Source organism: Paramagnetospirillum kuznetsovii (assembly GCF_003284725.1).
In the GTDB taxonomy this organism is placed as follows: Bacteria; Pseudomonadota; Alphaproteobacteria; order Rhodospirillales; family Magnetospirillaceae; genus Phaeospirillum; species Phaeospirillum kuznetsovii.
The window spans coordinates 367703-382225 of sequence record NZ_PGTO01000002.1 but is presented as its reverse complement, the minus strand read 5'-3'; the positions used below and the strand labels follow the sequence as shown (position 1 = coordinate 382225).

17 protein-coding genes are annotated in these 14523 nt (G+C 63.6%); 12 read left to right on the top strand and 5 right to left on the bottom strand.

Annotation, left to right across the window (positions count from 1 at the left end; translation table 11 throughout):
• Nucleotides 1-13: 13 nt before the first annotated feature.
• The 4 genes from CU669_RS04480 (at nt 14) to CU669_RS04465 (ending at nt 2234) form a co-directional block, all read left to right on the top strand.
• A complete protein-coding gene (locus CU669_RS04480) occupies nt 14-406 on the top strand; it encodes a bacteriohemerythrin (protein ID WP_112142587.1) in 393 nt (130 codons plus the stop codon).
• Nucleotides 407-511: 105 nt separating this feature from the next.
• The gene (locus CU669_RS04475) at nt 512-1117 is read left to right on the top strand and encodes a YceI family protein (RefSeq protein ID WP_112142586.1); all 606 of its coding nucleotides are present in this window, start codon (nt 512-514) and stop codon (nt 1115-1117) included.
• A gap of 11 nt (nt 1118-1128) precedes the next feature.
• A complete protein-coding gene (locus CU669_RS04470) occupies nt 1129-1683 on the top strand; it encodes a cytochrome b (RefSeq protein ID WP_112142585.1) in 555 nt (184 codons plus the stop codon).
• Nucleotides 1680-2234 (top strand): YceI family protein, encoded by a 555-nt coding sequence (locus CU669_RS04465; protein ID WP_112142584.1) that lies wholly within the window; start codon nt 1680-1682, stop codon nt 2232-2234. The genes CU669_RS04470 and CU669_RS04465 overlap by 4 nt, the downstream gene beginning before the upstream one ends.
• Nucleotides 2235-2641: 407 nt before the next feature.
• Here the strand turns inward: CU669_RS04465 and CU669_RS04460 are convergent, their stop codons facing one another.
• Together CU669_RS04460 and cobA are read right to left on the bottom strand one after the other, a co-directional pair.
• Nucleotides 2642-3400, bottom strand: a complete 759-nt coding sequence (locus CU669_RS04460) for a CbiX/SirB N-terminal domain-containing protein (protein ID WP_239988537.1) — start codon at nt 3398-3400, stop codon at nt 2642-2644.
• Nucleotides 3397-4176 (bottom strand): uroporphyrinogen-III C-methyltransferase, encoded by a 780-nt coding sequence (gene cobA / locus CU669_RS04455; RefSeq protein ID WP_112142583.1) that lies wholly within the window; start codon nt 4174-4176, stop codon nt 3397-3399. The genes CU669_RS04460 and cobA overlap by 4 nt, the downstream gene beginning before the upstream one ends.
• Nucleotides 4177-4309: 133 nt before the next feature.
• Here cobA and CU669_RS04450 point away from each other — a divergent pair, with 133 nt between their 5' ends.
• Nucleotides 4310-5326 (top strand): ion transporter, encoded by a 1017-nt coding sequence (locus CU669_RS04450; RefSeq protein ID WP_239988536.1) that lies wholly within the window; start codon nt 4310-4312, stop codon nt 5324-5326.
• A 70-nt stretch (nt 5327-5396) separates the two neighbouring features.
• Here CU669_RS04450 and CU669_RS04445 read toward each other — a convergent pair whose 3' ends face one another.
• Nucleotides 5397-7097, bottom strand: coding sequence for a hypothetical protein (locus CU669_RS04445; protein ID WP_112142582.1), 1701 nt, complete (start codon nt 7095-7097; stop codon nt 5397-5399).
• 182 nt (nt 7098-7279) lie between these two features.
• On the opposite strand from CU669_RS04445, the gene CU669_RS04440 reads away from it, so the two are divergent.
• Both CU669_RS04440 and CU669_RS04435 read left to right on the top strand, forming a co-directional pair.
• Nucleotides 7280-7600 (top strand): hypothetical protein, encoded by a 321-nt coding sequence (locus CU669_RS04440; protein ID WP_239988535.1) that lies wholly within the window; start codon nt 7280-7282, stop codon nt 7598-7600.
• A gap of 1 nt (nt 7601) precedes the next feature.
• Nucleotides 7602-9611, top strand: coding sequence for an O-linked N-acetylglucosamine transferase, SPINDLY family protein (locus CU669_RS04435; RefSeq protein WP_161539577.1), 2010 nt, complete (start codon nt 7602-7604; stop codon nt 9609-9611).
• Between the two features lie 66 nt (nt 9612-9677).
• Here the strand turns inward: CU669_RS04435 and CU669_RS04430 are convergent, their stop codons facing one another.
• Nucleotides 9678-9902: a DUF6967 family protein gene (locus CU669_RS04430; RefSeq protein ID WP_112142580.1), complete on the bottom strand. Its 225-nt coding sequence runs from the start codon at nt 9900-9902 to the stop codon at nt 9678-9680.
• A complete protein-coding gene (locus tag CU669_RS04425; protein ID WP_112142579.1) occupies nt 9903-10772 on the bottom strand; it encodes a TauD/TfdA family dioxygenase in 870 nt (289 codons plus the stop codon).
• A gap of 230 nt (nt 10773-11002) precedes the next feature.
• On the opposite strand from CU669_RS04425, the gene dsrA reads away from it, so the two are divergent.
• The 5 genes from dsrA to tusB all read left to right on the top strand — a co-directional run bounded on the left by dsrA (nt 11003) and on the right by tusB (nt 14519).
• Complete coding sequence (gene dsrA / locus CU669_RS04420; RefSeq protein ID WP_112142578.1) at nt 11003-12253, top strand: dissimilatory-type sulfite reductase subunit alpha; 1251 nt, start codon at nt 11003-11005, stop codon at nt 12251-12253.
• A gap of 13 nt (nt 12254-12266) precedes the next feature.
• Nucleotides 12267-13337, top strand: a complete 1071-nt coding sequence (dsrB, locus tag CU669_RS04415) for a dissimilatory-type sulfite reductase subunit beta (protein ID WP_112142577.1) — start codon at nt 12267-12269, stop codon at nt 13335-13337.
• Between the two features lie 12 nt (nt 13338-13349).
• The gene (gene tusD, locus CU669_RS04410) at nt 13350-13709 is read left to right on the top strand and encodes a sulfurtransferase complex subunit TusD (protein ID WP_112142576.1); all 360 of its coding nucleotides are present in this window, start codon (nt 13350-13352) and stop codon (nt 13707-13709) included.
• Between the two features lie 4 nt (nt 13710-13713).
• Nucleotides 13714-14094, top strand: a complete 381-nt coding sequence (gene tusC, locus CU669_RS04405; RefSeq protein WP_112142575.1) for a sulfurtransferase complex subunit TusC — start codon at nt 13714-13716, stop codon at nt 14092-14094.
• Nucleotides 14095-14210: 116 nt separating this feature from the next.
• Complete coding sequence (gene tusB, locus CU669_RS04400) at nt 14211-14519, top strand: sulfurtransferase complex subunit TusB (RefSeq protein ID WP_112142574.1); 309 nt, start codon at nt 14211-14213, stop codon at nt 14517-14519.
• Nucleotides 14520-14523 lie beyond the last annotated feature (4 nt).

The window sequence follows — 14523 nt, the reverse complement described above, 5'->3', positions numbered from 1 at the left end:
GAGGGGACTCCACATGAGCAAGATCACGGAAAGCTATGAAGCCGGACGGGCCACCATGGACTTGGAACATCGTGTCCAGGTGGAACTGATCCTCGCCATCGAACAGGGGCTCGCCACCGGCAAGGGCCTCGACGAACTCAGGTCCATATTGAAACAGTTGGTCGATTACTCGGAAGTCCATTTCATGTCCGAGCAAATGCTGATGCGGCTATACGCCTATCCCCGCATCAACGAGCACGAGGCCGCCCACGACAAGCTGGTGGAGCAGGCGCGCCGGGTTCTCAAGGACTTCTGCTCGGACGAGCTGACATCCGTTTCCGCCGAGCTGTTGCTGCTGAAGCAATGGCTGCTCGACCATATTCGAAGCGAGGACTACGCCTTTCATCTTCATCTGTCGGACGCATGATCGTCCACCACGGCAGGACAATGTGTTTATAAATGCTGCGATTGTCGCAACGGCGACCGCATGTACACTGCCCATCCAATTCTTTCACTGCCGAGGGACACCACCATGAAATTCGCAGCCGCCGCTTTTGCCGTCGCCATCGCCGCCGCCTCCCCGGTTCTTGCCCAATCCACGGCCGCCCATGCCTCGGACAAGGTCGAAAGCGGCCAGTATCAAGTGGACAAGTCCCATGCCAAGATCATCTTCTCCTTCAATCACCTGGGCTTTTCCACCTCCTACGGCCTGTTCAGCGATTTCGACGCGACCCTGACCGTCGATTCCAAGGCGGTGGACAAGAGCGCCCTGGCCGTCACCGTCAACATGGACGGGGTTTTGACCACGGTGCCGAAATTCGACGCCCATTTGAAGTCGCCCGATCTGTTCGACACCGCCAAATACCCGACCGCCAGTTTCAAGAGCACCTCGATCGAAGTCACCGGGCCGACCTCCGGCAAGATCAGCGGCGAATTGACCCTGCACGGCGTCACCAAGCCGGTGGTGCTGGACGCAACCTTGGCCGGTTCGGGCATCCATCCCATGAACAAGAAATACGTGGCGGGCTTCAATGCCACCACCAAGGTCAAGCGCAGCGATTTCGGCCTCGCCTACGCCGTGCCCGTGGTCGGTGACGAGGTGACCCTGACCATCAGCGCCGAATTCGTTCGCCAGTAGCGGTCGGCCAGATGAGCGAACACACACGCTATGACCGGGTGGCCATGGGCTTGCACTGGCTCATGGCCCTTGCCATCATCGGGCTGATGGTGGCCGGTTTCATCATGACGGGCCTGAAGCCGGGGTCGGCCCAGCAGTTCCAGATGTACCAGATGCATAAATCGGTGGGAGCCACCGTTCTGGTGCTGACGCTGCTGCGCCTGTTCTGGCGCCTTGGGCACCGACCGCCACCGCTTCCCGACCACATGCCCGAATGGGAAAAGCTGCTCGCCCATGCGGGTCATCTGGGGCTTTATGCGCTGATGCTGGCCATGCCGCTGGCGGGCTGGGCGGTGGTTTCCACCTCGCCCTACAACATCCCCACCGTGCTTTACGGGCTGATCCCGGTTCCCCATCTTCCCTTGCCGCGCGGCTTCAACGACGGGGCCAAGCTGCTGCACGAAGCGGGGGCCTGGATGATGATCCTGGCGGTACTCGGCCATGTGGGAGCGGCCCTGCGCCATCACTTCCTTATCAAGGACGACGTCCTTATCCGCATGCTGCCTCGTTTTCGGAGATCACCATGAAGCCCGCCCTTTTCCTCGCCGCCGCCCTGCTGTGGGGCGGTTCCGCCCAGGCCGCCGAATGGGCGATCGATCCGCTCAACTCCATCCTGGGCTTCGAGGGCACCCAAGGCGGCAGCCCGTTCCAGGGCAGCTTCACCAAGTGGAGCGGCAGCATCGATTTCGACCCCGCCAATCCGACGGTGGGCAAGGCGGTCATCGATATCGACATGAAAAGCGCCACCACCGCCAGCCGCGACAAGGACGAGGCGCTGCCCGAATCCGATTGGTTTCACACCAAGGCCTTTCCCCAGGCCCGGTTCGAAGCCACCAGCTTCCGGCCCAAGGGCGGCAATGCCTTTGAGGCGGTCGGAAGCCTGAGCATCAGGGGAATCAAGAAGGAGGTGACGCTGCCCTTCACCCTGGACATCGACGGCGCCAAGGCCAAGGCGAGCGGTAGGCTTGAATTGATCCGCACCGATTACGGAATCGGCCAGGGCGCCTGGAAGAGCGGCGATACCGTCGGCTTGAAAGTGGCGGTGATCGTCGAGGTCAGGGCGACGAAGAAACCTTAACCAACTGGTCATACCGATATCGTCGAATTCCGCTATCCTCTCCCCATGTTGCATTGCAGCGGGCCGAGAGGATTTCATGCAGGCGCCGACACCGACACTTCGCCAATGCGCCGACTGCTATTACCGCGTCGGAAGCCGCTGCAAGGCGGCCCAGGAGCCTGCCGTGCGACGCCGGTCGGAGGACGACGAAAACTGCGAGATGTTCACCCGCGAGTCGCTGCGTTTCGCGTTCTTTCCGAAGATGTAACAGGCTGCGGAAAAGCCCCGTCATTCCCGCGAAAGCGGGAATCCATGCCTCAACCACTCAATATCTTGTCGCTAAAGCCCCGTCTTGCATCAGCATGGACCCCCGCCTGCGCGGGGGTGACGATAGAAAGGGGGCGGGAAGGAGCTTTCCGCAACCTAAGTTAGGCCGACGCAGCCGCCGCCATTTCGAGAATGATGTCCACCAGTTCGGGTTCGGCCCCAAGACCGGTTCCTAGGACGACTCGATGTCCCTGGCTTTGAACCGGCCCCCGATTTCCGTTCTCCAGCCCGAACAGCGGCGGAATGTCCTGGCTGGCGTGCATGCCCTGCGCCACCAGCAGCGGCAGCGCCACCACGTCGCGACACGTCGCCAAGGAGGCCCAGGTCTCGGCCTTGGGCTCCTGCTCCAGGAAGACCAGGACGATTTCGGCGAAGCGATTCATGGCGGCCATGGCGGCGGCTATGGCGCGCGGCGTCTCGCCCGCGCCTCCGGGCCGCGACGAACCGTGGGCGATCAGCAGCAGCGTGGTCTCGGCGACCACCATGCCCGCGCCGGTGGCCACCCCCTCGGCGCGACAGGCCAGGACGCCGGGAATGCGGGGATGGGTTCCCGCTGGCGCCGTATAGATGAAACGACGGCCGCCCCGCTCGGTGATCGGACCGACCAGGCCCATCTCGCGCGGAATCAGGGTGTCGGTGTAATAGCCCTTGCCCGCGAAGACCGGAACCACGAACACCGTGGCCGCATTCACCATGGCTTCCGCTTCGGCCAATTTCGGCGATTGCTTCATGAACACCGCCGCCACCTGGGCAAAGCGACCCGACCGGCGAATGTCATCGGCCAAGGCAAGCACGGGGGCGGCGCCGTCGGGATGGCGGGTGGACCCGTGACCGACCAGGACCAACGCCGAGGTGGTCATTGCGATCCACCGTCCAGATTGAACCAATCGAGATCCACGGCCAGGGAGACCACCTTGCCGATGACGATCAGGGTTGGCGCTTGCAGACCGGCATCCCGAGCGCGGCCGGGCAGATTGGACAGGGTTCCGATCACACGGCGCTGACGCGGCGTGGTGCCGTTCTCGATGGCGCAGGCGGGCGTGTCGGCGGGCAGTCCGGCCTTGATCAGTTCCGCCGAAGTCTCCGGCAGCGATTGCAGCCCCATATAGATGACCAGGGTGGTTTGAGGGTCCGCCAGCTTGTCCCAATTCAGATCGAGATTGCGCCCCTCGCGCAAATGTCCCGGAACGAACTGGACCCCGGTGGCCAGACCGCGATGGGTCAGCGGTATGCCGGCATAGCTGGAACATCCGGCGGCGGCGCTGATGCCGGGCACGACTTCGAACGAGACGCCGTTGCGCGCCAAATGAAGCGCCTCTTCGCTGCCGCGACCGAAGACAAAGGAATCGCCGCCCTTGAGCCGGACCACGTTGCGACCCGAACGCGCCAACCGCAGCAATAGATCATTGATCTCGTCTTGAACCAGATGATGATGCCCCAGCGCCTTACCGGCGTAGACCCGTTCCGTTTGGGGCGGTATCAGGTCCATGATCTCCTTGCTGACCAGCCGGTCATAGACCACCACCTCGGCCGCCTGGATCAGGCGCAGGGCCTTGACCGTCAGCAGGTCGGGATCACCGGGACCTGCCCCCACCAGGGCAACCTGCCCCGCCGCTTTGTCGCTCTTGGCCGTCATGAAAACTCCCCGGACCGCCGCTTATTATTAAATTCTAATATGATCATAGCTTTTGTTGGGACGCCACCCCTTCCCCAAACTACCCGCGCCGGGATAGTGTTGCACCTGGATCCTTCTTTACCCTGGCCATTCCGTGACGACCGCTCAAAACGCGCATCCCCATCCGCACCCAAGCCATCGTCACATTCACCGCAGGCGGACGCTGCGGCGGACCGTCTACCACATGCTGGGCGGCGAAGGCCATTCCGACCTTCTGGTCAAGATCGTCGATTCCTTCCTCATCATCCTGATCGGGCTGAATGTCTTGGCAGTGGTGATGGAATCGGTGGAACACCTGTCCATCGCCCATGGTCCGGTATTCCACGCCTTCGACCTGATTTCCGTCGCCATCTTCAGCATGGAATATCTGCTGCGCCTGTGGACGGCGGTGGAAATTGACGAGCCGCGCTATCGCCATCCGGTTTGGGGACGTCTGCGCTGGGCGGTATCGCCCATGGCGGTGGTGGATCTGTTGTCGGTGCTGCCGTTCTATCTGGGCATCGTGGTCGAGATGGACCTTCGCGCCATCCGCGTTCTGCGCGTTCTTCGCGTGTTCAAGCTGGGCCGCTATTCCATGGCCATGAGCGTCATGGGAGCGGTGGCGCGCCAGGAAGCGCGCTCCATCGGCGCCGTGCTGTTCGTCATGATGGTGATCTTGGTGCTGACCTCCAGCCTGATCTATCTGTTTGAACACCGCGCCCAGCCCCATGTGTTCAGCGATATCCCCACCTCCATGTGGTGGGCGGTGGTCACCCTGACCACGCTCGGCTATGGCGACATGGTGCCCATCACCATGATGGGGCGCATGCTGGGTGCGCTGACCGCCGTCCTCGGCGTGGGCATGATCGCCTTGCCCGCCGGTGTGTTGGCATCGGGTTTTTCCGAACAGATGCGCATCCGCCGCGAGGAATACCGGGAAGCGGTGGAAAAGGCGCTGGAGGAAGGCAATCTGAAACGCAGCGACCGCCGCATGCTGGAAAAGACTCGCCACGCGCTCCAGCTATCGGACGAGGAAGCCGCCCTGATCCTGCGTCAGTCGGTGGAGAGCGGACATCTGTGTCCCCACTGCAACAAGCCGCTGCGGTTGCATCAAAGGTCGGAAGAGGAATAGGGCGGGCAGGATGCCCGCGCTCCGGAAAGCATGAAATGGAGGGCGGGCGTCCCGCCCGCACCGACACCGCTCAGCCGAATCCGGCCTTGACCAGCAACTGGTGGAAATCGCGCAGCGCCTTTTGCGCCCGCATCGGGTCGGTGAAACCGTCGATGAAGTGGGCGTCGAAATTGGGCATGCGCAGCAGGCCCAGGATGCGCTGGCGGGCGCGGGTCATGGCCTTGCCCTCGGGCAGGACACCTGCGGCGCAAAACTGGACCAGCCGGACGGCGCGATCACGCAGCGGCGATTCGTGATGGTCCAGCTTTTCCACGATCTGCTCGTCGATCAGATAGCGTTCCAGAATGCCGTCGATATGCTCCGCCAGTTGGGTCTTGGTTTCTGCCGGGAATTGGGAGGCCATGGCCGCCCGATGGGCATTGGTGGCCCGCATCATCCGGTCCTTGGGAGGCAGGGTGCGGTCGCAAAATTCGGCCAGCGCCCGAGACCGGAACACGAAACCCAGTAATTCGCTGATTGTGGCGGCATGCTCCTCGCCATAGGGCGTGGTCAGCATATCGCACAGATAGATCAGCCCGAAGGCACGATCCGGCAGGGTGCGGAACAGACTTTCCATGGCCGCCTTGCGCCCGGCCGATCCACCTTGTTCCACCAGTCTGGTAAAGCGAGTGGTCAAGGCCTCGGCGGTTTCGGCGCCACTGGCAAAGCCGGTCGGCGTCAAGGTCCGCATCATCAGCCGCTTGAACTCCTCGCCTTCCTTCTCGGGCTCGGTTCGGTTCAGCGGATTGGGTGAACGGATCTGGCGATGGGCGCGGTCCAGCAGACCGGCGCGGCTGACCGGCAGCTTGTTCTCGGCGAACAGGCGGTTCAGCACCTCGGCGGATTCGCCCGCGTCGCTCTTTTGCACCTTCATCTTGCCGGCGGCCAGATCGAACATGGCGATGATGGCGGCGCCCAGACCCGGCTGCCAGCCCAGCACGTCCTGCACCACGTTGGAGCCGAGCACGTCGGCGATGACGCCGTCGAGCATCTCCAGGGCGTGGGGGTCGCTGTCGGCCACCGCCAGATTGCACAGGCGTTCCAGCTTGCCGACCCAGTTGCGCACATTCATCAGATCGCGCGACAGCACCACCATGGCCAGATAGTCGCGATCCTCGGACTCTCCCATGGCCGCGATCTTGGCCATCATCTCGCTGAAACTGCCGTCCAGCTTGGGCAGCTTCAGGCTTTCCACCCGCCGGGCGCGGGCCGAGATATCGTCGATGGATTTGAAGATTTCCTGGCCGCGGCTCTTGGCGTCCTGCTCGCCGTCCTTGGTCTGAAGCTGGGCGACGCGATCCACCGCCGAGGGGACCAGGGAGTCCTTTTCCTGGAGGCGCTTCAGCTCCTTGTAGGAGTGCATCAGCTCGGTGGGCGTGAGGAACTGCTTGTCCAGATAGTTGCGGAAGACGCGGTTGACCACATTGCGAGCCCCGTCGCCCATGAAATCGTCGGGGGTCTCGCATTTTTCGTCAGGAATCGAATCAATGGGAACAATGCGGATGGGGCCGTCGTCCTTGACGGTGCGGGTCTCGCAGAAGATCTCGGATTCCACCATGGTGCCGTCGCCGCGCAACCAGTTGCGCACGATCTTCGCACCTTCGCATTTCTTGTCGGCGAGAAGCTTCTTGGCGAGGGCTCGAGCCTCGTCTTCCTTATAGACAATGGTCTCCGTGGCCCATCGGCCATCCTTGGAAACCTGTACTTCAAAACTTGCACGATCCGCGACCATTCTGGTGCTGCCCTGCTTGACGTCTTAAGACCCCGGTTCCCCCCAAGAACCTTCTGATGGGTCTAGAAATACTCGCGAATGATACAAGTTGTCACGGACTTCTTGGTATATGTGAGGTGTTGCGCGCGGCGCGAGGAAAGTGGAGAATCATACTGGAACACGTGGCGAGGGGGGAAACCTGAATGGCTCACCGGATATCGTTCATGAAGGCCAGCGGTTGGACCCGTCTTGGGCTGGCTGGCGCCATGGCGGCGCTGTTCTCGGCCCCCATGCTGTGGGCCTTGGGAAGCTTTGGCGCCTCGGACGAGGCGATTCATCGCGCCATCGTGTTCGGACTGTCCGGCCTGTGGCTGTTCGTCGCCACCTTCTATCTGATCGGCTGGGCGTTGCAGGGATTCATCATCCGCCAAAAGGCGCCGGAGGAAGAATCCGACGATGCGCCGCCGCCGCGTAGCGCCCCGCCGCCGCGCAGCCCGCCGCCGCCAAAGCCCGGCTCCCATTGACGTGACCCCCGCGAAGGCCCAGGACATCGAAGCGCTGGCATCGCGCTCCGAGGCCCTGTACCGCTCGGGGCAATTGGCCGAGGCCGAGACCGCCTTGCGCAAGCTGGCGGGGCTGCTGCCCGACAATCCCATGGTGCATTACAATCTCGCCCGCGTGTTGAAGGACCGGGGCAGGATCGACGCCGCCGCGACCGCGCTGCGCAAGGCCCTTGGCCTTGCTCCGGCCATGATGGAAGGCTGGCTGAATCTGGGCACCTTGCTGGGTGAATCCGGGCGCTGGGCCGAGGCCGCCGAGGCATTCCAGCACGGACTCGCCGCCAAGCCCGACTCGTGGCAGCTTCTCACCAGCCTGGGGCGCGTCCGCATCACCCAGGGCCGCCGCAAGGAGGCGGAAGACCTGTTGCGCCGCTCCCTCGCCCTGGCCCCCGACGCGCCGCCGACCCTGGTCAATCTGGGCAATCTGCTGTCTGATCACGGCTCGCTCGCCGAGGCGGTTTCCTTATTCGAGCGGGCCATGGCCCTTGCGCCGACCATGCCGGAAGCCTTGATGGGCGCGGGCAATGCGGTGCGTAAGATCGGCGAGATGGGCCGCGCCATCGCCTACTACGAGAAGGCCGCCGCCGCCCGGCCCAGTGACCTTGCCATGCGGGCGCGGCTGACCGAGGCTCGGCTCGGCGTTTGCGACTGGCGCGATGTGGAGGGACTGCGGGACTCATTGATCGGGCCTGCCTTGAAAGCGCCGGGTGCCGTCGGCCCCATGATGTCGCTGACCTTCCCGCTGCCGCTGACCGCCAAGGAATTGCTGGCGTTCGCCCGCCAGCGCGCCGAGACCGTGAGCGCCGAGGCGGCGCCACTGAAAGCCGTTATCAAGACGCCCAAGCCCGGCCCGCGCGAACGCCTGACCATCGGCTATATGTCCGCCGATTTTCACGACCACCCCACCACCCATCTGATGCGGGGATTGTTCCCAGGACACGACCGGTCGCGCTTCAAGGTGGTGACCCTGGCGCTGGAGCCCGACGACGGCAGCGATTACCGCCGCTTGGTGCGCGAGCAGTCGGACCAGTTCGTGGAGCTTGGCCCGCTGGACACCCTGGACGCCGCCAAGGCCATCCAGGCGGCCGGTGTGGACATCCTGGTGGACATCAACGTCCATACAAGGGGCAACCGGCTGGCCCTGACCGCATTGCGCCCTGCGCCGGTGACGGTGAACTGGCTTGGATTGCCCGGCACCAGCGGCGCTTCGTTCATGGACTGGGCGCTGGTGGACGCGGTGACCTGCCCCCCCGGCCACGAGAGCGACTTCAGCGAGCGGGTGGCGGTGCTGCCCCATTGCTATCAGTCCAACGACCGCGACCAGATCATTTCCCATGCTGGACCAAGCCGTCATGAATGCGGACTGCCCCCATCGGGCTTCGTGTTCTGCTGCTTCAACCAGGCCTTCAAGATCGAGCCCGAGATGTTCGGCCGCTGGATGCGTATCTTAAGCCGGGTGCCGGGTTCCGTGCTGTGGCTGCTGGGCGGCACCCCGGAGATGGTCGCCAATCTGAGACGCGCCGCCGAGACCGGGGGAGTCGATCCCGACCGGCTGATCTTCGCGGCTCGTCTGCCCAAGGACCAGCATCTGGCCCGCCACCGCCACGCCGACCTGTTCCTGGACACGCTGTATTACAACGCCCATACGACCGCCAGCGACGCCCTGTGGGCGGGGGTGCCGGTGATTACCGCGCCGGGCCGCCTGTTCGCCGCTCGGGTCGCGGCCAGCCTGCTGACCCATGTGGGACTGCCGGAGCTGATCTGCCCCGATCTCGACGCCTATGAGGAACTGGCGGCGCGCCTCGCCTCCGATCCGGCGCAATTGGCCGCCATCAAGGCCAAGCTGGCGGCCAATCGCCTGACCACCCCGCTATTCGACACCAAGGGCTTCATCGCCGACATGGAGCGGGCCTACCAGATGATCTGGGCCGAGGCCTGCGCCGGGAAGAAGACCAAGCGGCTGGTCGTGCCCTAACCCGGAGCGCGGGCGCCCCGCCCGCAATTTGCAAAATGGATAGGCGGGCGGGACGCCCGCGCTCCATCATCTCCCTGACCACGCCCCCATCACGCCCATCATCTTGTCCACCGTCGGCTGGTCCAGATCGATGATGGTGAAGCGGGCGCGGCCTTCCTTGATCCGCATGCGAAGGATGCCGAGACCGCTGTCGTGTTCGACCTTTTGCAGGGTGATCTCGCGGCTCCACGGGGCGTCGATGACCGCCAGGGTTGTCACCGTCTCTTCCGGGTGCTTGATGTCGTCGGTCATCTAAATCCTCTCGTGATAGCGCGCCCGATACAAAAGGCGCGGGCGGGCGGGATCGTCGGTGAAGGGCTCGCGGGTGTGCAGCGGGTTGTTGGCGATCAATCCCTGGCCCGCCTGCAAGATGTGTTCGAATATATAAGGCGACGGCGCGTCCAGATGACGCCGGATGGCCTCGGCGGCCGGGCGGGCCGCCTCGGACCATTCCACATTGCGCGCGCGCGCCGTGTAGCGCATGTGAAGATGGCCGCCCGCATCCACCGAGAACACCGGCCCCACCGTGGCGGGGCGCCGCATGCCTTCCTCGTCGTTGCCGGGAATGGTCATGGCGTCCGGCGCCATCAAGACCCGGATCAGGTCCGGATCCTCCTCGCGCAGCAGGATATAGAGCATCTCCACATCCATCAGCCGGTTGGCGCCGCCGTGGGCCGCCGGACTTGCGCAATGCAGCAGCAGGGACCGCACGGTCCGCCCTGGCGTATTATAATAGCCGTCCGTATGCCAGGTGATGGGACGCTCGGTATAGGGAATATAGCGCGACCGAGCCCCCTCGCGATGGACGGCAAGGGGGGTCACGCCGTCATCGTCGGCCAGTTGATTGGCATCGATGGAGCTTAGGCCAAACCCGGCGGCCAAGGCCTTCAGGGCCGCCTTGTCGTCCCGCCCCCGCTGGGGTGATTCGGCATAGACCGCCATGGACCAGCGTCCGATGCGATCGCGCAACGCCGCGCGCTCCGACGAGGTCGGGGCGGAGATGGCCGACACCGCCACCACCAGATCGCCGACCGCCGCCGGTTGATCCGCGACCTTTGCATCGCGCCACCGGCCATAGGCCAAACCGTCGTCGAGATTAAAAACCCCTGGGATTCCGTGCATTTTTCCTCCGTCCCCATTTTCATGCGATTTTTCTAAAGAATCCACTTGGATCATCGCCGCCCATAATATTATGATCCCTTAATGTAATGGGGCGCCAACCAACGACCCCGAAATCAGGGACGGTTCCAGGAAGCACGCTTCCATCGGAAATCAATGACGGCAAACGGCCGCATCACGCCGAAGGGCGATGTGCGGCCTATGAGCGGATACGGGTAAGGGAGCGAAACGCGATGTCGAAGAAATTGCCCTCCACGCCGATGCTGGACGAGCTTGAAAAAGGCCCGTGGCCCAGTTTCGTCACCGGACTGAAGCGGCTGGCCAAGTCCGAGGGCAAGCCCAATGCCGAGATCATGAAGGGTCTGCTGGGCCAGTTGGAGCACAGCTACCAGACCCGCAAGGGCTATTGGAAGGGCGGCACCGTCGGCGTGTTCGGCTATGGCGCTGGCGTCATCGCCCGCTTCTCGGAAGTGGCGTCCCAGTTCCCTGAATCCTCGGAATTCCACACGCTGCGCATCATGCCCGCGCCGGGCTTCTTCTACGACACCAAGACGCTGCGCGAGATGTGCGACATCTGGGAAGAGCACGGCTCGGGCCTGATCGCCCTGCATGGCCAGAGCGGCGACATCATGTTCCAGGGCTGCCGCACCGAGCAGGTGCAGCCCGCCTGGGACAAGCTGAACGGCATGGGCTTCGACATGGGCGGTGCGGGCGCGGGCGTTCGCACGGCGGCCAGCTGCGTCGGTCCGGCCCGCTGCGAGCAGGCCTGCTACGACACCCTGACGGCCCATAAGTCCATCATCAACAGCTTCACCGACGACATTCACCGCCCCTCGCTGCCCTATAAGATGAAGTTCAAGTTCTCGGGCTGCGCCAACGACTGCGCCAACGCCACCCAGCGCGCCGACGTGGCCGTGCTGGGCACCTGGCGCGACGACATGCAGGTGGACCAGACCGAGGTGAAGGCCAAGGTCAAGCAACTGGGCCGCAAGGAATTCATCAATCAGGTCATCCGCATGTGCCCGACCCAGGCGCTGGGGCTGAACGACGACGACACATTGGACGTGGACAACAAGTCCTGCGTGCGCTGCATGCACTGCATCAACGTCTGCACCAAGGCCTTGAAGCCCGGCAAGGATCGCGGCATCGCCATCCTGGTGGGCGGCAAGCGCACGCTCAAGATCGGCGATCTGATGGGCACCGTTCTGGTCCCCTTCATGAAGATGGAGACCGAGGAAGACTTCGAGAAGCTGGTGGAGCTTGGCCATGCCATGCTCGACTTCTTCGCCGACAACGCGCTGGAGCACGAACGCACCGGCGAAATGATCGAGCGCATCGGTCTGGCCAACTATCTGGAAGGCCTGGACCTGCCGCTGGACGTCAACATGATCAGCCAGCCGCGCACCAACTCCTATGTCCGCACCGACGGTTGGGACGAAGAAGTGCGCAAGTGGAACGAAACCAAGTCCAGCGCGGCTGAGTAGGGAGAGACAGGCTATGAGCGAACTTCGTCGTCCCAACGAAACCGGCGTGCCGGACTCCAAGCAGTTCATGCATCCGGCCCTGGTCCGCAATTACGGCAAATGGGCCTGGCACGACCGGCCCCAGGCAGGCGTGCTGCGCCATGTGTCCGAATCGGGCGAGGCGGTCTATACCGTCAAGGCCGGTACCCAGCGCCAGATGGACGTTTTCACCATCCGCACCCTGTGCGACATCGCCGATAAGTTCTGCGAGGGTCACCTGCGCTTCACCACCCGTTCCTCGGTCGAGTTCATGACCACCGACGAGACGCAGGTCAAGCCGCTGATCGAGACCCTGGAGAAGGCGGGCTTCCCCGTCGGCGGCACCGGCAATTCGGTGGGCTTCATCAGCCACACCCAGGGCTGGCTGCACTGCGATATCCCCGGCACCGACGCTTCGGGCGTGGTCAAGGCGCTGATGGACGAACTGGTCGACGAGTTCAAGAACGAGGACATGCCCAACCGGGTCAAGATCACCACCAGCTGCTGCCAGATCAACTGCGGCGGCCAGGGCGACATCGCCATCAACGTCCAGCACACCAAGCCGCCGGTGATCAACCACGCGCTGGTGTCGGGCGTCTGCGAACGCCCCGCCGTCATCGCCCGCTGCCCGGTGGCCGCCATTCGCCCCGCCCTGGTGGACGGCAAGCCGAGCCTGGAAGTGGACGAGAAGAAGTGCGTGTGCTGCGGCGCCTGCTATCCGCCCTGCCCGCCCATGCAGATCAACGACCCGGTCAATTCCAAGATCGCCATCTGGGTCGGCGGCAAGCATTCCTCGACCCGCTCCAAGCCCATGTTCCATAAGCTGGTGGCCGCGGGCCTGCCCAACAACGCGCCGCGCTGGCCGGAAGTGGCCGAGGTGGTCAAGAAGATCCTGGCCACCTACAAGGCCGATGCCCGCCCGTGGGAGCGCATGGGCGAGTGGATCGAGCGCATCGGCTGGCCGCGCTTCTTCGAGATGACCGACCTGCCGTTCACCAAGTACCACGTGGACACCTGGCGCGGCGGCCGCGCCAATCTCAACGCTTCGGCGCACCTGCATTTCTAAGAGGGGCGAGACATGAAGTTCGGCATTCTGGTCAACGAAGGCCCCTATAACCATCAGGCCTCGGACTCCGCCTTCCAGTTCGCCAAGGCGGCGCTGGAAAAGGGACACGAGATCTTCCGGGTGTTCTTCTATTACGACGGCGTCAACAACGCCACCAGCCTGGGCCAGCCGCCCAGCGACGACCGCAACGTGACCAAGAACTGGCAGAAGCTGGCCGAGGATCACAAGGTCGATCTGGTGGTTTGCGTCGCCGCCGGTCTGCGCCGCGGCATCGTCGACGGCAATCTTGCCCCCGGCTTCCGTATTTCGGGTCTGGGCCAGTTGATCGAGTCCGGCATTCAGGCCGACCGCATCGTGACTTTTGGGGATTGAAGCCATGGACGAGATGGATAGCGGAATCGTCAAGAAGTTCATGTTCATCAATCGCAAGCCGCCGCATGGCACCGTCTATGCGTTGGAAGTGCTGGAAATGGTGCTGATCTCGGCCGCCTTCGACCAGGATGTCCATCTGGCCTTCGTCGACGATGGCATCTACCAGATCAAGAAGGGCCAGACCCCGGCGGAGATCGGCGTCAAGAACTTCTCGCCCACCTACCGGGCGCTGGAAGGCTACGACATCGAGAAGCTTTACGTGGAAGCCGAGGGACTGGCCGAGCGCGGCCTGACCGAGGACGACCTGCTGGTCCCCGTCGAAGTCATCAGCCGCGCCGATATGGGCAAGCTGATGAGCGAGATGGACGTGGTTCTGACGGCGTGACCCCCCCCCCCCTCCCCACGAGGGGGAGGGGCTACAATAAAGCTCCCCTCCCCTTGATGGGGAGGGGCCGGGGGTGGGGTGAAGCCGCAAAGACGAGATTTGAAGGAAACATAGCGATGAGCATTCTGCACACCGTCAACAAATCGCCCTTCGAGCGCAACAATCTGGACTCCTGCCTGGGCCATGCCCAGCCGGGTGACGCCATCCTGCTGATCGAGGACGCCGTGTTCGCGGCCATGACGGGAACCGCCGTCGCGGGTAAGATCGCCGATGCGGCCAAGACCTTCCGCCTTCATGTCCTGGGACCGGATCTGAAGGCGCGGGGCTTCGACCCCGCCAATGTGGTCGCGGGCGTGACCGTCGTGGATTACGGCGGGTTTGTGGATTTGGCGGCACAGAACAAGGCGGTCAACGCCTGGCTGTGACTAT